Source organism: Arthrobacter melezitosi (assembly GCF_054511055.1).
Window position 1 is genome coordinate 284394 of record NZ_JBTNDJ010000002.1, and the last position, 22417, is coordinate 306810.

Here is a 22417-nt window from a genome sequence, read left to right on the forward strand (position 1 = left end):
CCGTCCCGGATCACCAGGACGGACTGTAGGGCTCCGACCAGAGGATCGCCGTCAGGGTGACCCCCTTGAACCAGGCCGTATACATCGCATCCAGTTCCCCGGGGTCCGAGGTCCCTTCGGCGAGGAACGGGCGGATCGTCGCCGTGAGCGGGACAACGAATCCGATCAGGTACCGCAGCTTGACCTCGGCGGCCGTCGAGGCCACCGCATCGGTGACATTCTTCTTCGCGGCGGTGTGGCGCAGGCCCGCCTCGTGCTGGTAATTCAGCCAGTCCTGATCGTGTTCACGCGAGCACAGGTCGACTATCCAGGTCTTGAAACGCTCACGCACCGCTGCGAGGTAGTCGGAGTCCGTTGAGCCGTCCGCGCCCGCGAAGCTCTCGATGAGGAACGGGTGCGATCCAACAAAGCCGTACCAGACGTCAAGGATCGCATCGGTGCGCGGCTCCAGAATCGGCCGGGCCCGCAGGAGCGCCTGCCGGTCGGCGTCGGTCCACAGGATCGACTCCTCGATCTTCCGGAGGTCGTCAAGGGAAACTGGACTCGTTTCAAGGTCCGCACTGCCATAGGTGTAGCCACGGGGTCCGTTCATCACAGCCCTTCCTGAACATCGGGGGGCCGGTCCGCGGCGGGAGTCTGCCGCGTCTACGAGGGACCGGCTGGAGGTTTCGCCCGACGGGGCCCGGGCGGGGGATGCACCCCGCGGGTCCTCCCGCTGCGGTGCAAGGAATCCCTCCGGTCCGGGCTGCACTCCGCACGGGTGGAGGGGCACACGTGCCGTGTCCTGCGCCTCTGCGCTGGCGGCCCTCGTAGTCTAGATTCGCGTCCTTCCGAAATCAATGAATGACGGACCGGTTCACCTCTCCGGGCTCATCCGGCTCACCGCGACCCGGTAGTGGGGCCAGTACCGCGGGCGGGCCGGCAGCAGCGGCAGCGTGAGCCGGCTCGCCAACCGAACGGCGCGCAGGACGGCCCTGTCCCGGATCCGCCACGGCAGCCCGTAAGCTTCCCGAACGGCAGGAGGAAGTACTCCGGCGGCAAGGAGCACGGCCGCAGCGCGGGCGGGCGGTGCAAGGATTGGAGGGTCGGGCGAAAGGATTTGCCTGGCCAGGGCCGACGCCGTTGGGCCGACGCTCAGGACACGCCGGACCTGGTCCTCCACATAGGCCTCCAAACCGGAATAGTCCTCGGGCAGGGCGGAAGGCGGTACGCCGAATTGATGCGCGAGTGCGGTCATGTCCCGGTAATAGGCGTCCCGCTCAGGGGTTGGGACGGGGCGGGCGAAGCCGGACGTTACGTTGACCGCCGTCCACACGAGGGTGGCGAACACCCAGAGCGCAAGGTCCGGATCGTCGGCCCGGTAGGGAGTCCCCGCCGGCATCGATCCGGACGCGTCCGGCAGGATGCCGTGCACCGGGCGGTGCCGGCGGCCAACGTACCGGGCGGCAGCGCGGACCTGCTCAGCGTCGCCGAAGGTGATGGTCAGGACGGCGTCCAAGGTGCCCCGCAGCCGGCGCAGCGGATCGGCCGTGAAGTTGCTGTGCGCCCTCACGCCTTCCGCGACGAGCGGGTGGGCGAGCTGCAGCAGGAGCGCGGCCGGACCGGCGGCGAGGAGGATCCGCTCCCGGCCGATGCGCCAGGCCGCCGATGCGGGACCGAACAGGCCCGGGTCACCGGTGCATCCCGATGGCGGGGGCTGCGGGAAGAACGCCTCAAGCCTGCGCACAATCCCTGCCGGCACCGATGCCGCACTCCGCGGCACCGGCACCGCGACCCTGATCACCGGCGCTCCGCCTGCTGCGCATCCCCTCCGAGGGCTGCCGGGCCGTCCGGCGCGGAGGATGCCTTGGGCGCATCGCCGTCGTCGACCCACTCCAGCAGGTCTCCGGGCTGGCAGCCCAGCACCCTGCACATGGCCTCGAGGGTGGTAAAGCGGACCGCCTTGGCCCGGCCGTTCTTCAGCACCGCCACATTCGCCGGTGTCAGGCCGATCTTCTCGGCGAACTCGCCAACGCTCATCTTCCGCCTGGCCAGTTCCACATCGATACGCACGACGATGGGCATCAGATCACCTCGTCCAGCTCGGTCCGCAGCTTCCGCGCCTCGAGGTCCCGGTCCACCGCCTGGGCGAGCAGCGCCCTCAACACGAGGACGATCAGGGCCACGGCGGCGAGCATCACCGCCACTCCCCCGATCAGCAGGACCACGCCGGGCGCGACGGCTTCCCCGGGAGCGAGGGCGACGCCCAGCCCGAACGTCAGCAACGAGGCGGCGGTGAACGAGGCAGTGACGAGGTCCACGAGCCGGAAGGCCCTGGCGGAGAACACCGTTCCCCGGCGCACCATCGTCAGAAGCCCCCACACGCAGACCACCGCCACCTGCAGGGCGAGGATACCGAGCACCGTGAGGACCACCAGGGGCGTACGGATGGCCGCCACGTCGGGATCGGCGCCCCTCAGGTCGACTCCCAGCAGGGGAACCAGAACAATCTGCACGAACAACGACCCGGCGAACATCATCACGAGCACGATGCGCAACGCGATGACCGTTAGATTTCTCATTTCGACTCCCTCGACTGAATAGCAGCTTTAAAGTATCGATATTCGATAGAAAGTGCAAGACTTCCAGTAACCCTTCGCCTCCCGGTCCCATAGGCGTCCCTGCCGTTCCAGCGATTTCGGCTATTGAAACGCGGCGGTACGCGTGGTTTGCTGAGGCACCGGCGCACGGCGCCGGAGGATGGGGGAAAACATGGATGCTTCACGAATGTCGAAACTCACGCTGCGCACCGGGATTATCCTCGGCGTGCTGGGAGTGCTCGCCATTGCCTACGGCCCGGAACTGCAGTATCGATGGGGACCCGAGGCGGGGCGCGGGCTGCTGGGCACGGCACTCCTGACCATGGCCTACACCCTCGCCTACTCCGCACTCCTGCCCTTCGCGGCGTCGTTCGTGGGGGCTTCCCTCGTCATGCGGCACACCCAATCGGTGGCGCGCGCGGGAGAGCCAGCCCTGCGGCGGATCGAGCACGACTAGGAGGAGAAAATACCGCGGCGCCCGTGGAATGAGCCTACCGAAGTAGAACGACTTGTCTGTATAGTGGGAGCCGCAACGCAGCTCAGAAACTCCCTGCCCCTTCGGCTCCGCGCGGAGCCCGGATCGGCGGGGCAACGCTCCTTCATACCCGCGGGAACGTTACTACCTGCCGCGTCAGCGGCTCGACTGAGGGTCTCACTGCTGAAGGACCACCCATGGACGCCACGGGCCTCCACAGAGCGCCGCAACCTCCACTTCGCCACGGGACCTCCCGGCCCCCGCACACCCCGCCGCTCATGACCGGCCGGGCACGACCATGAAGTCCCCCTCCTCCTGGGCCGATGCCTCCGCGGTGCTCTTCGACCTTGACGGGGTCCTCACCCCGACCGCGGAGGTCCACGAAACCGCCTGGCGTGAATTGTTCGAAGGCTACCTCGCGGACAGGCCGGACCGCCGGCCCTACGGCGGAAGCGACTACTTCGACCACATCGACGGCAAGCCGCGTTTCGACGGGGTGCGCGACTTCCTCGCCTCACGGAATATCCTCCTCCCCGAAGGTCCGCCCGACGACGACGCGGCGAACGACACCGTCCAGGGACTGGGGAACCGCAAGAACAGACTCTTCAATGAGATCGTTGCCTCGCGGGGAGTGCTGCCCTTCCCGGGATCGCTCCGTTTCCTCCGGGCCGCACAGCTGCGCGGGCTGAAGCTTGCCGTCGTCTCCTCCTCCCGGAACGCCCACGTGGTGCTCCGTGCCGCCGGACTGGAGGGCTATTTTCCCGTCGTCGTCGACGGAGCGGTGGCCGCCGCCGCGGGGCTTTCCGGCAAGCCGGACCCTGCCACCTACCAGTACGCGGCGACCCTGCTGGGGCTGCCCCCGGAGTCGTGCATCGTCGTGGAAGACGCCGTCTCCGGCGTCCGCGCCGGCAGTGCGGGCCGTTTCCATTCGGTGATCGGCGTCGAACGCGGAGCCGGCAGGCAGAACCTGTTCGACGCGGGTGCCACCTTGGTGGTGGATGACCTTGACCAGCTTCTTTAAGACCCCGCCCCTCCATGGTGAAGGACCGCCGAGAATGGCACTGATCAACGCCGACCGCGACCGCTTCCCCTGCGACCCCTGGCAGCTGGTGGAGACGGTCCACCGCCCGGGGGACGCCGGAGCGCTTGAGACACTCTTCTCGATCGGAAACGGCTTCCTGGGCGTACGCGGAGCCCACTGGTCCGCGGCCGACACGGAGCTGCCAGGCAGCTTCATCAACGGCTTCCACGAGACCTGGGACATCCAGCACCCGGAAGCCGCCTTCGGGTTCGCCCGCACGGGCCAGCGCATCCTCTACGTGCCGGACGCCAACAACTTCACCGTCGTGATCGACGGCGAAACCCTCACCCTGGCGGGCTCCACGGTCGCCGACTACCGGCGCACCGTCAACTTCACGACCGGCCACTACGAGAGCCGCGTGACCTGGTCGTGCCGGTCCGGGGCCACCGTCACCACCGTGGAGCGCCGGGCCGTGGGGCAGCAGACCCGCGGCGGCCTCGCCATCACCCTTGAGCTGACCACCGACCGCCAGGTCTCCGTCGACATCACCTCCTCTCTCGTGAACCGGCAGGACCAGCCGGTGGAGGACCATACCGCCCACGATCCCCGCCGGGCCGGCCGGCATGCCGGGCGTGTGTTGCTGCCGCTGCAGCTGGAGGGCGCCAACGGCTCGCTGCGGCTCGTCTGGGAGACCGCCCAGTCCAAGCAGAAGATCGGCGTCGCCGTCGACCACCGGATTTCCGGCCCCCAGCAGCCCTTCGCCACCCAGGCGGACCAGGACGAAAGCAAGGTCCGCTATGTGCTTGCGGTCGACGCCGGGGTGCCCCTGCTGCTCGAGAAGTGCGTCGGGTACGCCTTCGCCGCCGCCGCCAGCAGCTCCGACGTCCAGGGCTCGGCCGAAGCTGCGCTCAAGGACGCCGCGGAGATCTTCGACGAAAGCGCTGCGCATTACCGGCGTCACTGGGCCACCGCCGACATCCGGATCGGGGGGCAGGAGGAGCTCCAGCAGGCGTTGCGGTGGAACCTGTTCCAGCTTGAACAGGCCACGGCCCGCGCGGGAGTCGCAGGGATCGCGGCGAAGGGCGTCAGCGGCTCGGGCTACCAGGGCCACTATTTCTGGGACCAGGAGATCTACCTGCTGCCCTTCCTCACCTATTCGAATCCCCAGGGGGCCCGGCAGGTGCTCGAGTTCCGGCACGCCCTGCTCCCCGAGGCGAGGATGCGCGCCGATGAGCTGAACGTCGACGGCGCCCTGTTTCCCTGGCGCACCATCAACGGGCTTGAGGCCAGTGCCTACTACGCGGGGGGCACGGCGCAGTTCCACATCGGAGCGGCCATCGCCTTCGCGTCCAACCGGTACAGCTGGGCCAGCGGAGACACCGCCTTCCAGCAGAATGAGGGCGCCCAGCTGATCATCGAGACGGCACGCATGTGGATGTCCCTCGGATTCTTCGGCAAGCGCGGCGCGTTCCACATCCACGGCGTGACCGGGCCCGACGAGTACACCGCCGTGGTCAACGACAACCTGTACACCAACGTGATGGCGAGATTCAACCTCCGCGCCGCAGCGGCCCTGGACCACCCGGACATCGAAGAGGGCGAACGGGATCTGTGGCTGCAGGCCGCCGCGCGGATGCAGATGCCCTACGACGACGTCCTTGAGGTGTTCGCCCAGGATGCGGACTTCATGACCCTTGAACCCTGGGACTGGTCCACGCCACGCTCGCAGTACCCGCTGCTGCTGCATTTCCATCCCCTGGTGATTTACCGCCACCAGGTGCTCAAGCAGGCCGACACGGTGCTGGCGATGTTCCTCCAGTGGCAGGAATTCACCGCCGGGGAGAAGCAGCGCGCGTTCGACTTCTACGACCCAATCACCACCGGGGACTCCACCCTTTCCGCGTGTGTGCAGGGCATCATGGCCGCCGAGGTGGGCTACGGCGACACCGCCCTGGCCCACTTCACGGACGCCGCCTTCATCGACCTGGACGACTCACATTCAAACACCATCGATGGAGTCCATATCGCCGCCGCCGGGGGCGTGTGGCTGTCCCTGGTCAGCGGCTTCGCCGGCCTCAGGGATCAGGGACCGGTCCCCTACTTCGACCCGCGGCTGCCGGAGTCATGGACATCGCTGGCGTTCCATCTGAAGCTCCGCGGCGGCACCCTGCAGGTGGAGCTTGAACGGAGGTCGATCACGCTGCGCTTCGAGGGAAGCGGGCCCCTCGACGTCCAGGTGCGCGACGAACTGGTCTCCGTCGGCGCCCGGGAGGTCACGGTGGACCTGCCGGCACGCGAAGTACCGGTGCCGTCCGTTTTCCGCAGCAGCATTCCGACGGCCGGCATGCCGATCGTGCAGGCGCGCGCCGCCGCGAAGCCGGCTCCTTCCACCGGCCAACAGCCCCTGCCCACCGATCAGCGGGCCGCGCACTGAGGCGGAAAATTGGAGCGGCCGACGCCTTCGGCCCGTAGAATCACAAGGGGCAGGGGCAGTCCGACCGGGGCGCTGGGGGGAGCACAACGTGCCCGACCGGGCGCCGTCCGTCATCCACTGGATAAGGGAGTGCCATGCGAGTGCAGGTGGAGCCGGCAGAGCCCCGCGAACGGATCCTCGCCGCCGCGTACGGGCTGTTCACACAGCGCGGCATCCGGGATGTGGGCGTCAACGAGCTCATCCGCGAAGCGGGCATCGCCAAGGCAACCTTCTACCACCACTTCCCATCCAAGGACGACCTGGTCCGAGCCTTCCTCGCCCGCCGGGAGGAGGTCTTCACCGTCCGGTACCTCGTTGCGGAATCCACCCGGAGGGGAACCACCCCCGAAGAGCAGCTGCTTGCCATGTTCGACGTCCTCGATGAGTGGTTCCACCGCCCCGACTACGAGGCCTGCTCCTACATCAAGGTGCTCTTCGAGCTTGGCTACGGGCACCCGCTGGGCCGGGCCAGCGCGGAGTATCTTGCGAAGATCCGGCTCAGCGTCCAGACCCTTGCCGAAGAGGCCGGATTCACCGATCCCGCCGATTTCGCCCATTCATGGACCCTCTTGATGAAGGGGGCGGTCGTGGCGGCGGCCGAATCCGATCCACGCGCCGCCCGGCGCGCACTGCCCATGGCACGGTGGCTGGTCGATGAGCACAAGGCCGCACTCCCGGTCTGAGGCGCCCTCCGGCGGCGTCGGCCCGCCCGGCCGGCACGCCGCCGCATACGCATTTCGTCCCCTAGCACCGGCAATCGGTGGAATGTATAGTAAGCATACTGACGAATAGTTACCCGTTCGTCACCGCCCGTTCCGATCGAAGGAGACACTATGAGCACGCAGGTCGAAAAGCGCATCCTGGTGAACGTTCCGGTGAGCACCGCCTACAACCAGTGGACCCAGTTTGAGGACTTCCCCCAGTTCATGGGCGGCATCAAGAGTGTGACGCAGCTGAGCGACGACCGCCTGGAGTGGGTCGCGGAGATCGGCGGGATCCGGCGGCAGTGGGAGGCGCGGATCCTCGAGCAGGTACCGGACCGCAAGGTCTCCTGGGCCGCGACCGAGGGCGCCACGAACGCCGGATCCGTCACCTTCGAGGACATCGGAGGCGGCCAGACCTCCGTTCAGCTCGTCCTCGAGTACGAGCCCGAGGGAATCATCGAGAAGGTCGGCGACAAGTTGAACGTCATCGAGAAGCAGGCCGAGGGCGACCTCGAACGGTTCAAGGCCTTCATCGAGTCCGAGGGCTACGCAAGCGGAGCCTGGCGCGGCTCCGTCAACGAAGGCACCACCGCCGGCACCCCGGGTATCGAGCACGCGGCCGAATCACGGGGCGATTCCGGCAAGGCCGGTGTCTCGGGCAAGGTCGTGGCCGGAGCCGTCGGCCTGGCCGCCGCTGCCGCGGTCGGTGCTGCCGCCGCCGGGCGCAGCAAGGACACCGAAACGGAGGTGGACGAGACGGTCACCCCGGCCACTCCGGTCACCCCGGTCACTACGACTCCCGTCACCGGGACCGTGGGCGCTCCGACCGGGGTTTCCTCCGGCGAAGTCGCCGACCGGGACGTGTCCACGCCGTTCGACCAGACCAACGGCCTGGCGGACGTGGACGGAGAGTCCGACGGCACCCTGCAGAGCGACACGGCCAGCGCGGCGGACCGCCTCGACGCGGACCGCGGCAACGACCCGCTCCGCTGATCCGACCGCCCTCTCAAAGGGCAGCAGGAAGCCCGCGGCCGCCCGGCCGCGGGCTTCCTTGTGCCTGCCGGACCGCGGCGCCTAGGCTGGCGCCATACCGAACCGACAGGAAGCGCGGGTGCACCCCAGGCCATGGCAGCGAACAAGACCCAACCAACCGACGCCGATCCGGCGGCCTTTCTCGAGGGCGTTCCAAACTCCACCCGCCGCCGGGATGGGCAGGCGCTGCTGTCCCTGATGCAGGAGCAGACCGGCGCCCCTCCCGTGATGTGGGGTCCGTCGATGATCGGGTTCGGCCGGTACCACTACGCGTACGCCTCGGGGCGCGAGGGTGACGCGCTCGCCGTCGGGTTCTCTCCGCGCACGTCAGCGCTGGTCCTCTACGGGCTGACCGACGCCCCGGAGGCTTCCGCCCTTCTGCCGCGGCTCGGGCCCCACCGCACCGGCGCGGCATGCCTCTACCTCTCCTCCCTGGGACAGGTGGACATCGAGGTGCTGAAGGAACTGATCCGCGCCGGCTGGGCCTATATGACCACCACCGATTTCACGGTCCCACGGGCCTGATCCCGCCAACCCGACCCCGTCGTCCTCAGGCGACGACGCTTGAGCGCCGTGTGCCCGACTGCGGTGCGAGGAGGGACGCGACGGCGCGCGCGATCTTGGCCCCACCCTGGACCGACGGCTCGATCGGGTTGGCGTAATCGGCGTCCTCGCCGCAGATCAGGCGCAGGTCGATCAGGGGAACCGCACGGGCGAAGGCTGCGCGGGTGATGCAGTCGTTGAACACCGCGAGCGCGGTCCGGATCACCGGCTGGTTCGGCTCCCCCGGCGGCGTGTCGTAGATTGTGCAGACCGCCGCGGGGAGGCCCACCGCCGTCACCGCCTCGAGCATCCCCCCGTAGGCCGCCGCGAACTGGCGCTGGGCGCGTTCAAGCAGCGCCAGCGCCGCAGCGACGGTGGGCACCCTCTCATCGAGCAGGTAGGAGAACTGGAGTGCGTCATTGCCTCCGATGCTGACCACCAGGTGCGTCGCATCCGGCGGCAACGACCGGAGCTGGCGCTCGACTCCGGAAGTGACGTCGCCGTCGACCGCCAGCAGGGTGGCCCGCCAGCCCTGGGGCAGTTCGCCTCGGAGCTGCTGCACCACGTCGGGACCACCGGGGACATAGGCCGCGTTGTCGAAGATCGAATCGCCGAGCAGCACGGCATGTCCCGGCGCGTCGGCGTTTCCCCTGGTTGGCATGCCGACAACATACCAAGACCGGGCACCCGGGGCTGGGGCACCCGCACTCTTTTCCCTTGCCGCACCGGTCCACGCGGCATAGGTTTCACCTATGGAACGGGTGACCGGTATCGGCGGGTTCTTCTTTGCCGCGTCCGATCCTGCCGGGCTGGGACGGTGGTACGAGGAGCACCTCGGTGTCACCCCGCCGCCGCAGAGCTACGAGGCTCCGCCGTGGTGGCAGGAGGCGGGGCCAACGGTGTTCACCAGCCTCGGCCAGGACTCCCCACCTCTTTCCCGGGGCCGGGCCTGGGCCGTCAACTTCCGCGTGCGGGATCTCGACGCGATGGTCGCCCAGCTGCAGGCGGCCGGCGTCCCTGTTGCACGCGATCCCGAGGAGTATCCGAACGGCACCTTCGCGGACCTTCAGGATCCCGAGGGAAACCCCATACAACTCTGGCAACCGGCGGGAGCGGACCTCGGCCGCCCCTCTCCCGGCGCGGGGTAGGCCGCATACCGGGCGCCGGGTGTACCGGGCCAGAGCGGCCTGGTCCTGGCGAGCGCGTTTCGGGTACGACGCGGCCGCGGCTGAAGCGGCCGGGCCTTCCTGGAGGTTCAACGGGGATCGACCGCGCCGGAGGCTCGGCGGCGGCAGCCGGTCCAGGACTTCTCCTGCCCCGTCCGGGCCTGAAGCGCATGGGAACCGGGTCCGCCGACAACTATATTTGTCTTGACGATTAAATTCATCGGCGGGACACTTGCTTCATGATTTCAATTCAGACCATCGAGGACCGGAGCGCCGCCGTCGCCTCCCTCGACCCGATCAAGTCGCGGCTCCTTGAGGAACTGGCCGAGCCCGGCTCGGCGTCCTCCCTGGCGGCCAGGGTGAGCCTGCCCCGGCAGAAGGTCAACTACCACCTCCGCGCCCTGGAGGCCGTGGGGCTGGTCTCCCTCGTGGAGGAACGCCGGCGCGGGAACATGACCGAGCGCGTGGTGCAGGCGACGGCCGCCTCCTACGTGATCTCCCCCTCGGTGCTGGACCCTGTGGCACCGGACCCCGCCCGGTTCGCCGACCGGTTTTCGGCGTTCTGGCTGCTCGCCCTCGCATCGCGGATGGTCGGCGAACTGGGACGGCTCATCACCGGTGCCGCGAAGGCCGGCCGCCCCCTTGCCACCTTCGGCATCGATGGGGACATCACCTTCCGCTCGGCAGCGGAGCGGGCCGCCTTCGTCGAGGAACTCGGCACGGCGGTGGCACGCCTCGTCGATTCCTACAATGCCCCCGCCGACCTTCCCGGGGGGCGCCGCCACCGCCTGGTCGTGGCACTCCACCCCACACCCAAAGCAGACGGTTCACACCCAACCCCTCAGGAGACACACCATGAGCACTGACGGTTCCTTCGAGATCACAGTCGACACAACGCTGGGCGCCCCGCCGGAGCGTGTCTGGAAGGCCGTCACGGAGGCCGAACCGGCGTGGATGTTCCCCACCGACGATTGGGAAGCGGAGCGGGTCGTTAACGACTACCCCAGGCACCACGTCAGCCGGATGGAAGGCCCGGACGGGTGGTTCAACCAGCTCGAGCACGTCCTGACACCCGTGGGGGACGACGCCTGCCGGCTGCACTACGTCCACAGCGGGATCTTCGTCGACAACTGGGATGAGCAGTACGACGGTGCCTCGGCCCACACGGCGTTCTACCTGCACACCCTCGATCAGTACCTCCGCCACTTCGATGGGCTGGAGGTCGGGTTCACCGACATCCAGGCGCCCGCCGCGTCGCAGGGACCCGGGGGTTTCACCCGGCTGCTGGAGGCCCTCGGAGCCGGAGCGGCAGCGCAGGGCGACCGGCTCGTCCTGGCCCTGCCCGGCGAGGAACCCGCCGAGGTCGAGGTCGACTACCGGGCCGGGCACTTCCTCGGCCTGCGCTCCGCCGACACCCTGTACCGGTTCTTCGGCCGAAATGCCTGGGGCGCACCCGTGGGCATCACGGTTCACCGCTTCCGCACCGGCGCGGCGGCACCGGCCGCAGTTTCGCCGCGGGAGTGGGAAGGGTTCTTCGACAAGGTCTACTCCTGATCCGCCTGCGCCGACGACGGGAACCCTGCCGCGGGGCTTGATCGCCACCGCCGCCGGTGGCAGGGTTCCCCCATGGACTCTCAGGCCGATCCGCGCGTCGACGCCTACCTCGCGGCGCTGCCGCCCTGGCAGCAGGACATCCTCACCGAGGTGCGCCGGCTCATCCATGCCGTCGACCCGGAGGTCACCGAGACGATCAAGCGGCGTGTGCAGCCCTATTTCGTCCTAAAGGGCAACGTCTGCGCCTTCCTGGCCGCGAAGGACCACGTCAACATCTTCCTGTACGACGGCGCTATCGTGCCCGATCCGGAGGGCATCATCACCGCCGGGCACGGCAACACGACGGCCCGCACCGTGGCCTACCGGGAGGGCGATCCGGTCAACGCGCCGGCCCTCGCGGCCATGATCCGCCAGATCATCGCCAACAACCGGGCCGGCGGCTGGCGCAGGATCAAGGCCGGCCGGTAGCCGCAGCGGGCCCCGGCTTCACCGCCACGGCGAAGATCCGCCGAAAGGGAAACACCGTGCCGAAGGGTTCGGCAGGGTAGGCCGTGCGCAGCAGCCGGGCATAGCCCTCCTCGAACTCGGCGGCCTCCGCCGCCGACAGGACCTCCAGGACCGGACGCAGCCCGGTGCCGCGCACCCACTCGAGCACCGGGTCCTCCCCCTGCAGCACCTGGTGGTACACCGTCTCCCAGGCATCGACCAGAAGCCCCTCCCGCGCGAGCAGGCGGAGGTACCCGCCGGGTTCGGCCACCGCATCGCCGTGGCGCAGCACCTGCCCCACCACGGGAGCCCACCGCGCGGAAGCGGCATGCCGGCGCATCAGCGCATGCGAGGGCGCGTCGAAGTTTCCCGGGACCTGAAGCGCCAGCCAGGCGCCACCGCCGAGGGCGGCCGCCCACCGGCGCAGCAGCTCCTGGTGCCCGGGAATCCATTGGAGCAGGGCATTCGAGACGACCACGTCGTCCTCGGGGCCGGGGAGCCAGGCCGCGGCGTTTCCTGTGGTGAACTCGAGGTTGCCCGGCAGATCACCGCCCCCGCGCGCCCGGGCGATCATCTCCGGTGAGGAGTCGATGCCCACCACCGAGGCGTCGGGCCACCGGCGGGCGAGCGCCGCCGTCAGGTTCCCCGGCCCGCAGCCCAGGTCGACGACGCGCCGCGGGGCGGGGTGGCCGATGCGGGAGACCAGGTCGAAGAACGGCCGTCCGCGCTGGTCGGCGTACTCCGCGTACTTTCCAGGGTGCCATCGCATAGCTCACCCTAACGGCACCACGGGTAGGCTGAAACCACCATGAGGATCCAAGAGCATCTCCCCGCCACCCCGTCCGGAACACCGCAGGCGGATGCCGTCTACGAGGCGTTCACCGGCTGGGCCGGCTCCCACGGGCTGGAGCTGTACCCGGCGCAGGACGATGCGGTGCTCGAGCTCGCCTCGGGCAGCAACGTCATCCTCGCCACCCCCACCGGGTCGGGGAAGTCGCTCGTCGCCATCGCCGCGCACCTGCTGTCCTTCTCCGAAGGCCGGACCAGCTACTACACGGCGCCCATCAAGGCGCTCGTCTCCGAAAAGTTCTTCGCCCTCACTGAGATTTTCGGAGCCGAGAACGTCGGCATGGTCACGGGTGACTCCAGCGTCAATTCCGACGCCCCGATCATCTGCTGCACGGCGGAGATCCTCGCTAACCTCGCGCTGCGCGAAGGCGCCGCCGCGGAACTGGGCACCGTCGTCATGGACGAATTCCACTTCTACTCCGACCCGCAGCGCGGCTGGGCCTGGCAGGTGCCCCTGCTCGAACTGCCCCAGGCCCAGTTCCTGCTCATGTCCGCCACCCTCGGCGACGTGAGCCTGTTCGAAAAGGAACTGACCACCCGGACCGGACGACCCACCGCCACGGTGACCTCCGTGGACCGGCCCATCCCCCTTCACTTCTACTATGTGGAGACCCCGGTGCAGGAGTCCATCGAGGAACTGCTCTCCACCAACCAGGCCCCGGTCTATGTGGTGCACTTCAGCCAGGCCGAGGCGATCGAACGGGCGCAGAGCCTGATGAGCGTCAACGTGTGCAGCCGCGAGGAAAAGGACCGCATCGCGGAACTGATCAGCACCTTCCGGTTCTCCTCCGGGTTCGGCAAGACCCTCAACCGGTTCGTCCGCCACGGCATCGGCGTGCACCACGCGGGCATGCTCCCCAAGTACCGGCGCCTGGTGGAGCAGCTCGCCCAGGCGGGGCTGCTGAAGGTGATCTGCGGCACCGACACCCTCGGCGTCGGCATCAACGTCCCGATCCGCACCGTCCTGCTCACCGCCCTGAGCAAGTACGACGGCGTCCGGACCCGTCTGCTCAACGCCCGGGAGTTCCACCAGATCGCCGGCCGGGCCGGCCGGGCCGGCTACGACACCGCGGGCACCGTCGTGGTCCAGGCTCCCGAGCACGTCGTGGAGAACACCAAGGCGATGGCCAAGGCGGTCTCCAAGTTCGGCGACGACCAGAAGAAGCTGCGCCAGGTGGTGCGGAAGAAGCCGCCCCAGGGTTTCGTGTCCTGGGGCAAGCCGACCTACGAGCGGCTCGTGGATGGCGTGCCGGAGCCCCTGACCTCCTCCTTCACGGTCAGCCACTCGATGCTGCTGAACCTGCTCGAGCGCCCGGGCAACCCTTTCAAGGCGGCGCAGCGCCTCCTCGGGGAGAACCACGAGTCCCGCTCCTCGCAGCTGAGGCTGATGCGCCGGGCCATCGGGATCTACCGGGAGCTCGTCGCCGCCGGCATCGTGGAGAAGCTGCCCGAACCGGACGCCGACGGACGGCAGGTCCGCCTCAAGGTCCACCTGCAGGCAAACTTCGCCCTCAACCAGCCGCTCTCGCCGTTCGCCCTGGCCAGCCTCGAACTGCTCGATCCCGAGGCGCCGGCCTACGCCCTCGACGTCGTCTCGGTCATCGAGGCGACGCTGGAGAAGCCGCGCCAGGTGCTCTCGGCGCAGGAGAAGAAAGCCCGGGGCGAGGCGGTCGCCGCCATGAAGGCCGAGGGCATCGACTACGACGCCCGGATGGCCCGGCTCGAGGAGATCACCTACCCGCAGCCCCTCGCCGAGCTGCTGCAGCAGGCCTTCGAGGTCTACCGCTCGGCGGCGCCCTGGCTTGGGGACTTCGAACTCGCCCCGAAGTCGGTGGTGCGCGACATGTACGAGCGGGCCATGAGCTTCGGGGAGTACGTCGCCTTCTACGCCCTCACCCGGTCCGAGGGCATCCTCCTGCGCTACCTCGCCGACTGCTACCGGGCCCTGCGCCAGACCGTGCCGACCGACGCGCTGCGCGAGGACCTCAGCGACATCATCGAGTGGCTGGGTGAACTCGTCCGGCAGGTCGACTCGAGCCTGCTCGACGAGTGGGCGCGGCTGAGCGCCGGCGAGCCGGCCGGCGTCGATGTCGGACCGGAGGTGGACCTCCCCGATGAGCCGCCCTCGCTCACCTCGAACGAGCGCGCCTTCCGGGTGATGGTGCGCAACGAGATGTTCCAGCGGGTGCAGCTGTTCGCCGACGAGCGCGACGAGGCCCTGGGCGCCCTGGATGCCGACTCCGGCTGGACCGCGGATCGGTGGGCCGAGGCCATGGACGGATACTTCGAGGAGTACGAGGACATCGACGACGGGCCGGAGGCCCGCGGTCCGAACCTGCTCATCATCGAGAAGCTGCCGGAGGTGTGGAAGGTCCGCCAGATCTTCAAGGACCCGGCGGGCAACAACGACTGGGGCATCAACGCCGTCATCGACCTCGCCGCCTCCGACGCCGCGGGCACCCCCGTCGTCGAGGTCACCGGGGTGGGCGCGCCGTAGGGAGCGGTCCCCGCCGCGGCACCGGCCCTCGATAGGCTTGGAGGATGAACACCGTCCGCGAAGCCCGTCCCGGCGACGTCCCCACCATCCTCCAGCTCATCCACGACCTGGCCATCTACGAGAAGGAACCCGATGCCGTGAAGAACACGGCACCCCGGCTCCACGAGGCCCTCTTCGGTGACAGCCCCTCCGTGTACGCGCATGTCGCCGAGTCCCACGGCGAGATCCAGGGCTTCGCGCTCTGGTTCCTCAACTACTCGACGTGGGAGGGGGTCAACGGCATCTACCTCGAGGACCTGTACGTGCGCCCCGACGCGCGCGGCGCCGGCCACGGCAAGGCCCTGCTGCGCGAGCTCGCCCGGATTGCCACTGAGCGCGGCTATGCCCGGGTTGAGTGGTCGGTGCTTGACTGGAACGAGCCCTCCATCCGCTTCTACGAGAGCCTCGGTGCCCGCCCGCAGGCCGGGTGGTCCACCTTCCGGCTGACCGGCGCCGCACTGAGCGGCTTCGCGGGAACGGCGGCACCGTGAAGACCGCCGGCGTCGACGGCTTCTCCAGCGGACCCACCTTCGTGATGCGGGGCCTGCGCGCCACCGGCCACACCTTCACCGTTCCCCTGGACCACGGCCGGCCCGACGGCGAGTCCATCTCGGTCTTCGCCCGGGAGTACACCTCCACCGACCACGACGACGACGCCGTCGGGGCCCTCCCCTGGCTGCTGTTCCTCCAGGGCGGCCCGGGCGGGCGCGGGAACCGCACGACGCAGCTGGCGGGCTGGATGAAGGCCGCCGCCGAACGCTTCCGCATCCTCATGCTCGACCAGCGCGGCACCGGACTGTCGACCCCCGCCGACGCGCTGACCCTGGCCGCCCGGGGCGGCCCGGCACAGCAGGCGGAGTACCTCACCCATTTCCGGGCCGACTCGATCGTCGCGGACGCCGAGCTCATCCGCCGGCGGCTCGTCGGCGCCCCCTGGACGATCTTCGGGCAGAGCTACGGCGGCTTCTGTGCGCTGAGCTACCTCTCCTTCGCCCCGGAGGGCGTCGAGCGGGCCCTGATCACCGGCGGGCTCCCGCCCCTGCAGGGCTCCCCCGACACGGTGTACGCGGCGACGTACGCGCGGGTGGAGGAGCGCAACCGGGAGTACTTCCGCTGGTATCCCGGCGACCGCGGGCTGCTGACGCGGATCGCCCGGCACCTCGACGACGTCGAGGAGCACCTGCCGACCGGAGAGAGGCTGACCGCCCGCCGGCTCCAGATGATCGGCTCGTTCCTCGGCGGCAACACGCGCGTCGACGCCCTCCACTACCTGCTCGAGGACGCGTTCGTGCCCACCCCCGGCGGGCCGCGGCTCTCCCGGGTCTTCCTCGACCAGGTGGGCGCCCTCGTCTCCCGCAGCTCCAACCCGCTGTACGCGGTGATGCACGAGTCGATCTACTGCCAGGGCGGGGCCTCGGCCTGGTCCGCCGACCGGGTGCTCGGACGCTTCCCGCAGTTCCGGCCCGACGCCGCCGAGCCCCTGCTCACCGGCGAGATGATCTACCCCTGGTACTTCGAGGAGGACCCGGCCCTCGCTCCCCTGCGGGAGACCGCGGAGCTCCTTGCCCGGAAGGACGACTGGGGACCCCTCTACGACCCGGAAGCGCTGCGGCGCAACACGGTGCCTGCGGCGGCCGCCGTCTACCGCGACGACATCTACGTCGACCGCGGCCTCTCACTGAGGACCGCCGCGGCCGTGAAGGGCCTGCGGGTGTGGGAGACGGCGGACTTCCACCACGACGGGATCTCCGATGACGGCGAGGCCATCTTCCACCGGCTCCTGGCGATGACCGGGGACGAGTAGGGACGGGTAGGGGCGGCCCGGGTGGCGCCGCCCGGGCCGTGCGGGGCTCAGCGGGCGGGCGGTTCGTCAAGGATTTCGTCGCATTCAGCGCCCGTTTACTTGGCGCTGCAGCAAAGTTAGGTTGGTGCGATCGGCGGCGCCTCCGCCGAGCGGACGCCGCAGCCGGTTTCCGCCCCAGCCCGACACCGGGCCCGGGAAGCATCCGGGCCGCAAAGGAGCGAATGCGATGACTTCAAACGCAGAACAGCCGATGACAGACGACAGCATCCAGGTGCGCCAGCTCAGCCACTACCAGTTCTCGTGGATCGCGGGGGAAGCGGGGAAGCCCGGCACGTACACCCTGCAGCTTGTCCTCGACCAGGGCGCCTGGGAGGAAGTGCTCACCCTCGATCCCGACGACGCCGACAACCTCCAGGACCTGCTCTCCACCGCCAAGACGGTCTATTACGACGTGCGCCGGCGCACCCTCATGTTCGGCACCACCCGCACCGGCGAAAGCTAGGCGCGCGGCCCGGCAGCCGACGTCACGCAGCGGCAGGTCCCTGTTCAACCCGGCCCGGCCTCAGTACCCTGTGAACCGGGGCTATCGAGGAGGAAACCATGTTGGACGACCAGGATATTCTCGGGCGCATCAAGGCTCTCGTTCAGGAGGAGCACGACCTCCGGAGCGCGGCGGACGACATTGCCCGGGGCAGGGAGAACGCGGCCCGGCTGCAGCGTCTCGAGCAGAACCTTGACCAGTGCTGGGACCTGCTCCGTCAGCGCCGCGCGCGGAGCGAATTCGGCGACGATCCGGACAAGGCCGCGGCCCGGCCCATCTCGCAGGTCGAAGGCTATCTGCCGCGCAAGTAATCCGGCCGGCGGGTTCCCAGGCGGACAAGGCCCCCACCGCTTCGGCGGTGGGGGCCTTCGCGCATCCGAACTGCGGGCAGCACCGGCAGCAGTCCGGGAGCCTGCTCCAAAACCTTTCGGGGGGTGATGTCGAACACCACAGGCACGTAACCCGGTTTTCCCACCAGGACTCCCCCGTAGTGTTCAGTTCGAGGCCCGTTGACGAACCGGTGTCCACCGACGGCTACGGCGGGCCCGTACCCCACGGGCGCTGACCCCTCCAAGGGGAACGCCCAGAACGAAGGATTCGCATGTCCACCCCTCAAGAACCACTTCCCTCGGGCTTCGGCTTCGAGACGACGGCCGCCGACATTGTCGCCGCCCAGGACCTTACCGGTCGCACCGTGATCGTCACCGGCGGGTCCGCCGGACTCGGCCTTGAGGTAGTACGTGTCCTCGCCGAAGCCGGGGCGACAGTTGTCGCCGCCGTCAGGGACCCGGCGAAGGCGGCCGACACGCTCGCAGGGCTCGCCAGCGTCGAGCCGGAACAACTGGACCTCGCCAGCCCCGAATCAATCGATGCATTTGCGGATCGCTTCCTGGCTACGGGCCGCCCCCTCCACATTCTGATCAACAATGCCGGCTTCATGGCGGCGCCCCTCGCCCGGGACGCCCGCGGCATCGAATCCCATTTCGCCACCAACCATCTCGGCCACTTCCAGCTCACCCAGCGCCTGTGGCCGGCTCTAACGCGGGCCGGAGGTGCACGGGTCATCAGTCTCACCTCGCTTGCCCACCGCTTTGCCGGCGTCGACTTCGAGGACCCCAACTTCACGAACCGCCCCTACGAGAAGTGGGCCGCCTACGCCCAGTCGGTGAGTGCGAAGTCCTTGTTCGCCGTGGCGCTTGACGCTCGCGGCAGGGACTTCCAGGTCCGGGCGTTTGCCGTCCATCCAGGCACCATCCCCACGGGGATCGGCAGGCACCTCAGCCTCGAGGACCTCCAGGGTCTTGGCGCGGTCGACGAACACGGACAGCCCGTGGACAACCCTGCCTACAAGAGCGTCCCGCAGGGAGCGGCGACCACGGTGTGGGCCGCGGTCAGCCCGCAGCTGGACGGGCACGGCGGGGTGTACACGGAGAACTCGGACATCGCCATCGTGGTTCCCGAGGACCACCAGGGAAGGTCGGGAGTGCACAGCTGGGCAGTCGATCCGCAGGCCGCCGACCGGCTGTGGGACCTGAGCGAGCGGCTGCTTGGGCGCTCCTTCACCATCTGACCCGCTCGCCCGGTCCACCTGCGGTGCGGGATTAAACGAACGGGCCCGGTACCCGCGCGCTGCGCAGGTGCCGGGCCCGTTGGCGGCCGTGCTAGCTCTCGAGGTCCGAGTTCCGGGCCTTCGTGTCGGCGGCGGCGAGGTCCTCGTCGACCTCCTCGGTGCGTCCACGCGAGCTCAGCAGGCTCGCGACGACGGCCACGACGATGGTGGCCACGATGACGCCGAGGGACACGAACGTCGGGATTTCCGGGGCCCATTCGATGTGGCGCCCGCCGTTGATGAACGGCAGCTCGTTGACGTGCATGGCGTGGAGCACGAGCTTGACGCCGATGAACGCAAGGATGACGGACAGGGCATGCTTCAGGTACACCAACCGGGTCATCAGGCCGCCAAGCAGGAAGTACAGCTGCCGCAGGCCCATCAGGGCGAAGATGTTGGCGGTGAAGACAATGAAGGCGCTCTGGGTGAGGCCGAAGATGGCCGGGATGGAGTCCACCGCGAAGAGCAGGTCGGTCAGGCCGATCGTGACGAACACGACGAGCATGGGGGTGAAGACCTTCTTGCCGTCCACGACAGTGCGGACCTTGCCGCCGTCGTAGTGGTCCGACATGGGGAGCACCGAACGCAGCTTCGCGACAAGCTTGTTGTCCCCGGCGTCCTCCTCGTCCTCGCCCGTGTCCTTCGCCTGCTTGTAGGCGGTGTAGAGCAGGAACGCGCCGAAGATGTAGAACACCCAGCTGAAGTTCTCGATCACAGCCGCACCCAGGGCGATGAAGATGCCCCGCAGGATCAGCGCGATGATGATGCCCACCATCAGCACTTCCTGCTGATACTTCCGGGGTACCGAGAAGCGGGCCATGATGATGATGAAGACGAACAGGTTGTCGATGCTCAAGCTGTACTCGGTCACCCACCCGGCGACGAACTGGCCACCGAACTCGGGGCCGGTGAAGATGAACATGATCGCCGCGAAGATCAGCGCCAGGGAGACGTAGAAGCCCACCCAGAGGCCGGCCTCCCGCATCGAGGGCACGTGCGGACGCTTCACGACGAGCAGCAGGTCGAACAGGAGAATGATTCCAAGAACGACGAAGGTGCCGATCTCGAACGCAAGAGGTAATTCGGGCATGGAGCGCCTTTCGGGGGTCGCGACGGAGGTCCGTAAGTCTCTCCGCCGTGGCACCCTGCCAGCCGACCGCTACGCCCGGCGGGGCGGCACTGCCCTGCGTGTTGACGTTCGTAGCGCTTGGGATACTCCCCTACGTAGGGTCAATCCTACCGGCGGGGTGCCGATATGGGGAATTTCGTCCGCCTCCGGCCAGGGCTGCCGCATGCTTGATCACTTCCGGGGCGTTCCAGTACCCTCCGTGGCCCTGCACGGTGCCGGTCCTGTCGGGGTCCGGGAGCTCGAGGTTCACCGCACCCGGTACCGGGGTGCCCACCGGGTCGGTGGCCCGCCAGAAGTTCGCCCAGGTGGTGGCACGGCCCGCCACGCGTCCGAACCATCCGGGGGTGAAGTAGGCCGGAAAGAACGTGGCGTAGACGGACGCCAGGGGCGAGCCGGTGGTGACCAGGTGCAGTTCGCGGCAACCCCTGAGCACGCCGGTCTCCGCCACCAGCCAGGCGCAGATCACGCTGCCCTGGCTGTATCCCACGAGGGCCACCCGGCTGGGTCCGAGCCGGGCCGCCTCGCGTTCGATCCCGTCGATGACGGCGTCGCGGTAGGAGGCACCGGCCAGCGGGTGGTCGCGGACCGGCCAGAAGCCGGCGGCGTCGGCGGCCCGGCCCAGCACCTCCTGTACCGTCCGGAGCTGCCCGAGCAGGAGGGTGAGGACCGCGGCGGCGCCAGCGAGCTGGAGCAGCAGCACTGAGAGGGCGAGCCATGGCCCGCCCAGCCGGCCCTCCCCGAGGATCATCGCGGCGCCCATGCCCACCGCGCCCAGTGCCGTGCCGGCGGGCAGGACGCGCGGAAGGAGTGCGGGGGCCGCAGCGACGACGCGGTGCCACCACCGCAGGCGTGGCTCCCGGGTACCAAAGAGTGGCCGCAGCCCGAGCCGCCGGTCCAGTAGAAGCGCGACCGCGGCGGTGAGCACAGGTCCGGCCAGGGCGATCAGGGCGAGCAGCGGGAACAGGTCGAGCCGGCTGTCGCCGGCATCCAGCGGGTCGTCCCAGGCCAGCAGCACGCGTGCGGTGCGGGCGGCGTACTCCTGGCCGCCGAACAGCCGCACCACGTATCCGAGGAGGCCGTCCAGGAGCATCCGGACCAGGGCGTTGACCGAGTGCATGAGGAACAGGGCGAGCAGCAGCAGACCGGCCGCGGCGCCCTCCGGGGCCGGGAAGCGGCCGGTTGGTCCCACCCAGGCGGGCCGGCGCAGCGGGCTGACGATGGTGGGCAGCATCAGGACACCGAGGCTCAGGGCGATCCACAGCGCCATGGCGTCGAGGCGCGGGACGGCATCGGGGCCGGGGGTCGAGGGCCACGCCGGGGAGACGGTCTCCGCCGGGAGCGTCAGCGCCAGCAGCGCTCCGGCCGCGAGCAGGGCACCGGCGTGGAGAAGGGCCGAGGCGCGGCTGCGCTTGGGCACCTCCCGCTGCACCCGGATGACCCGGAGCCAGCGGTACGCGACGAAGGCGGCCAGCGCCGCCGCCGCGGCGGCGGGGGTTCCCCGGGCCGGACCCTCGGCGGAGCCCTGCAGACCGAGGGGGCCGGCCAGGTGTTCGAGGACCGTCTCGCCGAGGACCACCAGCCAGGCCAGCTGGCTGAGGGTGAGCAGCATCGAGCCCACCTGCAGCAGCACCGCCGACGGCGCGGCGGTGGCGTGCCCGGGGCGTTCGAGCATGCGGCCGGCAACGTTGGCCAGTGTGAACGGGAAGGCCAGGTACCACAGGAAGCCGGTCCTCCTGCGATTGGACCGCGACCAGTTGATCAGGCTCAGGCGGTGGCGCGGAAGCAGCGGCGGGTCGACGGCCTCGGCCCAGGGGTTGAGCCGGGTCACCCGGGCACTGGTGATGCTGCTCAGGTACTCCTGCTCCCCGACTCCGTGCACGCGGATCTCCGCGAAGCCGTCCCCCCGCTCCGGCATG

At 69.2% G+C, this 22417-nt stretch carries 24 protein-coding genes; 16 read left to right on the forward strand and 8 right to left on the reverse strand.

Going from position 1 to position 22417, the window contains the following annotated elements; genetic code table 11:
- Positions 1-10: 10 nt before the first annotated feature.
- From ACX80W_RS04100 to ACX80W_RS04115, 4 genes are all read right to left on the reverse strand, one after another.
- Complete coding sequence (locus tag ACX80W_RS04100; protein ID WP_459280679.1) at positions 11-592, reverse strand: protoglobin domain-containing protein; 582 nt, start codon at positions 590-592, stop codon at positions 11-13.
- A 264-nt stretch (positions 593-856) separates the two neighbouring features.
- Positions 857-1783 (reverse strand): oxygenase MpaB family protein, encoded by a 927-nt coding sequence (locus ACX80W_RS04105; protein ID WP_459280681.1) that lies wholly within the window; start codon positions 1781-1783, stop codon positions 857-859.
- Entirely contained in the window at positions 1780-2064 is a 285-nt protein-coding gene (locus ACX80W_RS04110; protein ID WP_459280683.1) for a helix-turn-helix domain-containing protein, read from the reverse strand. Before ACX80W_RS04110 ends, ACX80W_RS04105 begins: the two co-directional genes overlap by 4 nt.
- Positions 2064-2561: a DUF2975 domain-containing protein gene (locus tag ACX80W_RS04115; protein WP_459280684.1), complete on the reverse strand. Its 498-nt coding sequence runs from the start codon at positions 2559-2561 to the stop codon at positions 2064-2066. The genes ACX80W_RS04110 and ACX80W_RS04115 overlap by 1 nt, the downstream gene beginning before the upstream one ends.
- Before the next feature lie 205 nt (positions 2562-2766).
- Here ACX80W_RS04115 and ACX80W_RS04120 point away from each other — a divergent pair, with 205 nt between their 5' ends.
- The 6 genes from ACX80W_RS04120 to ACX80W_RS04145 all read left to right on the forward strand — a co-directional run bounded on the left by ACX80W_RS04120 (position 2767) and on the right by ACX80W_RS04145 (position 8809).
- Positions 2767-3036 (forward strand): hypothetical protein, encoded by a 270-nt coding sequence (locus ACX80W_RS04120; protein ID WP_459280686.1) that lies wholly within the window; start codon positions 2767-2769, stop codon positions 3034-3036.
- A gap of 316 nt (positions 3037-3352) precedes the next feature.
- Positions 3353-4075 (forward strand): HAD family hydrolase, encoded by a 723-nt coding sequence (locus ACX80W_RS04125; protein WP_459280688.1) that lies wholly within the window; start codon positions 3353-3355, stop codon positions 4073-4075.
- A 34-nt stretch (positions 4076-4109) separates the two neighbouring features.
- A complete protein-coding gene (locus ACX80W_RS04130; RefSeq protein WP_459280690.1) occupies positions 4110-6509 on the forward strand; it encodes a glycoside hydrolase family 65 protein in 2400 nt (799 codons plus the stop codon).
- Between the two features lie 134 nt (positions 6510-6643).
- A complete protein-coding gene (locus tag ACX80W_RS04135) occupies positions 6644-7231 on the forward strand; it encodes a TetR/AcrR family transcriptional regulator (protein ID WP_459280692.1) in 588 nt (195 codons plus the stop codon).
- Positions 7232-7381: 150 nt separating this feature from the next.
- A complete protein-coding gene (locus ACX80W_RS04140) occupies positions 7382-8245 on the forward strand; it encodes an SRPBCC family protein (protein ID WP_459280693.1) in 864 nt (287 codons plus the stop codon).
- A 132-nt stretch (positions 8246-8377) separates the two neighbouring features.
- On the forward strand, positions 8378-8809 hold the full coding sequence (locus tag ACX80W_RS04145) for a DUF1801 domain-containing protein (RefSeq protein ID WP_459280694.1): 432 nt from the start codon (positions 8378-8380) through the stop codon (positions 8807-8809).
- Between the two features lie 25 nt (positions 8810-8834).
- Here the strand turns inward: ACX80W_RS04145 and ACX80W_RS04150 are convergent, their stop codons facing one another.
- Positions 8835-9488, reverse strand: coding sequence for an SGNH/GDSL hydrolase family protein (locus tag ACX80W_RS04150; RefSeq protein WP_459280695.1), 654 nt, complete (start codon positions 9486-9488; stop codon positions 8835-8837).
- 91 nt (positions 9489-9579) lie between these two features.
- On the opposite strand from ACX80W_RS04150, the gene ACX80W_RS04155 reads away from it, so the two are divergent.
- The 4 genes from ACX80W_RS04155 to ACX80W_RS04170 all read left to right on the forward strand — a co-directional run bounded on the left by ACX80W_RS04155 (position 9580) and on the right by ACX80W_RS04170 (position 12015).
- Positions 9580-9975: a VOC family protein gene (locus tag ACX80W_RS04155; RefSeq protein ID WP_459280697.1), complete on the forward strand. Its 396-nt coding sequence runs from the start codon at positions 9580-9582 to the stop codon at positions 9973-9975.
- Positions 9976-10232: 257 nt separating this feature from the next.
- Positions 10233-10859: an ArsR/SmtB family transcription factor gene (locus ACX80W_RS04160; RefSeq protein WP_459280699.1), complete on the forward strand. Its 627-nt coding sequence runs from the start codon at positions 10233-10235 to the stop codon at positions 10857-10859.
- Complete coding sequence (locus ACX80W_RS04165) at positions 10849-11547, forward strand: SRPBCC family protein (RefSeq protein ID WP_459280700.1); 699 nt, start codon at positions 10849-10851, stop codon at positions 11545-11547. The genes ACX80W_RS04160 and ACX80W_RS04165 overlap by 11 nt, the downstream gene beginning before the upstream one ends.
- Before the next feature lie 72 nt (positions 11548-11619).
- Positions 11620-12015: a DUF1801 domain-containing protein gene (locus ACX80W_RS04170; RefSeq protein WP_459280701.1), complete on the forward strand. Its 396-nt coding sequence runs from the start codon at positions 11620-11622 to the stop codon at positions 12013-12015.
- On the opposite strand, the gene ACX80W_RS04175 is transcribed toward ACX80W_RS04170, so the two are convergent.
- Positions 11999-12802 carry a trans-aconitate 2-methyltransferase gene (locus tag ACX80W_RS04175; protein WP_459280703.1) on the reverse strand — a complete coding sequence of 268 codons (804 nt, stop codon included), beginning with the start codon at positions 12800-12802 and terminating at the stop codon, positions 11999-12001. The two genes, ACX80W_RS04170 and ACX80W_RS04175, sit on opposite strands and share 17 nt — an antisense overlap.
- Before the next feature lie 39 nt (positions 12803-12841).
- Between ACX80W_RS04175 and ACX80W_RS04180 the strand changes: the two genes are divergently transcribed.
- The 6 genes from ACX80W_RS04180 to ACX80W_RS04205 all read left to right on the forward strand — a co-directional run bounded on the left by ACX80W_RS04180 (position 12842) and on the right by ACX80W_RS04205 (position 19333).
- Positions 12842-15379 carry a DEAD/DEAH box helicase gene (locus ACX80W_RS04180; protein ID WP_459280704.1) on the forward strand — a complete coding sequence of 846 codons (2538 nt, stop codon included), beginning with the start codon at positions 12842-12844 and terminating at the stop codon, positions 15377-15379.
- 44 nt (positions 15380-15423) lie between these two features.
- On the forward strand, positions 15424-15909 hold the full coding sequence (locus ACX80W_RS04185; protein WP_459280706.1) for a GNAT family N-acetyltransferase: 486 nt from the start codon (positions 15424-15426) through the stop codon (positions 15907-15909).
- A gap of 44 nt (positions 15910-15953) precedes the next feature.
- Positions 15954-17222, forward strand: coding sequence for an alpha/beta fold hydrolase (locus ACX80W_RS04190; RefSeq protein WP_459280867.1), 1269 nt, complete (start codon positions 15954-15956; stop codon positions 17220-17222).
- Positions 17223-17448: 226 nt separating this feature from the next.
- On the forward strand, positions 17449-17724 hold the full coding sequence (locus ACX80W_RS04195; RefSeq protein ID WP_459280707.1) for a hypothetical protein: 276 nt from the start codon (positions 17449-17451) through the stop codon (positions 17722-17724).
- 101 nt (positions 17725-17825) lie between these two features.
- Positions 17826-18074 carry a DUF2630 family protein gene (locus tag ACX80W_RS04200; protein WP_459280869.1) on the forward strand — a complete coding sequence of 83 codons (249 nt, stop codon included), beginning with the start codon at positions 17826-17828 and terminating at the stop codon, positions 18072-18074.
- 290 nt (positions 18075-18364) lie between these two features.
- Positions 18365-19333, forward strand: coding sequence for an SDR family NAD(P)-dependent oxidoreductase (locus ACX80W_RS04205; protein WP_459280709.1), 969 nt, complete (start codon positions 18365-18367; stop codon positions 19331-19333).
- Positions 19334-19424: 91 nt separating this feature from the next.
- Here ACX80W_RS04205 and ACX80W_RS04210 read toward each other — a convergent pair whose 3' ends face one another.
- Both ACX80W_RS04210 and ACX80W_RS04215 read right to left on the reverse strand, forming a co-directional pair.
- Positions 19425-20462, reverse strand: a complete 1038-nt coding sequence (locus tag ACX80W_RS04210) for a TerC family protein (protein ID WP_459280711.1) — start codon at positions 20460-20462, stop codon at positions 19425-19427.
- A gap of 130 nt (positions 20463-20592) precedes the next feature.
- Entirely contained in the window at positions 20593-22416 is a 1824-nt protein-coding gene (locus ACX80W_RS04215; RefSeq protein ID WP_459280712.1) for a hypothetical protein, read from the reverse strand.
- Between the last annotated feature and the right edge of the window lies 1 nt (position 22417).

What these genes read in the sequence shown, in the direction of transcription:
- ACX80W_RS04100 (WP_459280679.1), bottom strand. Translation starts at nt 592, where the DNA reads ATGAACGGACCCCGTGGCTACACCTATGGCAGTGCGGACCTTGAAACG.
- ACX80W_RS04110 (WP_459280683.1), bottom strand. Translation starts at nt 2,064, where the DNA reads ATGCCCATCGTCGTGCGTATCGATGTGGAACTGGCCAGGCGGAAGATG.
- ACX80W_RS04115 (WP_459280684.1), bottom strand. Translation starts at nt 2,561, where the DNA reads ATGAGAAATCTAACGGTCATCGCGTTGCGCATCGTGCTCGTGATGATG.
- ACX80W_RS04120 (WP_459280686.1), top strand. Translation starts at nt 2,767, where the DNA reads ATGTCGAAACTCACGCTGCGCACCGGGATTATCCTCGGCGTGCTGGGA.
- ACX80W_RS04125 (WP_459280688.1), top strand. Translation starts at nt 3,353, where the DNA reads ATGAAGTCCCCCTCCTCCTGGGCCGATGCCTCCGCGGTGCTCTTCGAC.
- ACX80W_RS04130 (WP_459280690.1), top strand. Translation starts at nt 4,110, where the DNA reads ATGGCACTGATCAACGCCGACCGCGACCGCTTCCCCTGCGACCCCTGG.
- ACX80W_RS04135 (WP_459280692.1), top strand. Translation starts at nt 6,644, where the DNA reads ATGCGAGTGCAGGTGGAGCCGGCAGAGCCCCGCGAACGGATCCTCGCC.
- ACX80W_RS04140 (WP_459280693.1), top strand. Translation starts at nt 7,382, where the DNA reads ATGAGCACGCAGGTCGAAAAGCGCATCCTGGTGAACGTTCCGGTGAGC.
- ACX80W_RS04145 (WP_459280694.1), top strand. Translation starts at nt 8,378, where the DNA reads ATGGCAGCGAACAAGACCCAACCAACCGACGCCGATCCGGCGGCCTTT.
- ACX80W_RS04150 (WP_459280695.1), bottom strand. Translation starts at nt 9,488, where the DNA reads ATGCCAACCAGGGGAAACGCCGACGCGCCGGGACATGCCGTGCTGCTC.
- ACX80W_RS04155 (WP_459280697.1), top strand. Translation starts at nt 9,580, where the DNA reads ATGGAACGGGTGACCGGTATCGGCGGGTTCTTCTTTGCCGCGTCCGAT.
- ACX80W_RS04160 (WP_459280699.1), top strand. Translation starts at nt 10,233, where the DNA reads ATGATTTCAATTCAGACCATCGAGGACCGGAGCGCCGCCGTCGCCTCC.
- ACX80W_RS04165 (WP_459280700.1), top strand. Translation starts at nt 10,849, where the DNA reads ATGAGCACTGACGGTTCCTTCGAGATCACAGTCGACACAACGCTGGGC.
- ACX80W_RS04170 (WP_459280701.1), top strand. Translation starts at nt 11,620, where the DNA reads ATGGACTCTCAGGCCGATCCGCGCGTCGACGCCTACCTCGCGGCGCTG.
- ACX80W_RS04175 (WP_459280703.1), bottom strand. Translation starts at nt 12,802, where the DNA reads ATGCGATGGCACCCTGGAAAGTACGCGGAGTACGCCGACCAGCGCGGA.
- ACX80W_RS04180 (WP_459280704.1), top strand. Translation starts at nt 12,842, where the DNA reads ATGAGGATCCAAGAGCATCTCCCCGCCACCCCGTCCGGAACACCGCAG.
- ACX80W_RS04185 (WP_459280706.1), top strand. Translation starts at nt 15,424, where the DNA reads ATGAACACCGTCCGCGAAGCCCGTCCCGGCGACGTCCCCACCATCCTC.
- ACX80W_RS04190 (WP_459280867.1), top strand. Translation starts at nt 15,954, where the DNA reads ATGCGGGGCCTGCGCGCCACCGGCCACACCTTCACCGTTCCCCTGGAC.
- ACX80W_RS04195 (WP_459280707.1), top strand. Translation starts at nt 17,449, where the DNA reads ATGACTTCAAACGCAGAACAGCCGATGACAGACGACAGCATCCAGGTG.
- ACX80W_RS04205 (WP_459280709.1), top strand. Translation starts at nt 18,365, where the DNA reads ATGTCCACCCCTCAAGAACCACTTCCCTCGGGCTTCGGCTTCGAGACG.
- ACX80W_RS04210 (WP_459280711.1), bottom strand. Translation starts at nt 20,462, where the DNA reads ATGCCCGAATTACCTCTTGCGTTCGAGATCGGCACCTTCGTCGTTCTT.
- ACX80W_RS04215 (WP_459280712.1), bottom strand. Translation starts at nt 22,416, where the DNA reads ATGCCGGAGCGGGGGGACGGCTTCGCGGAGATCCGCGTGCACGGAGTC.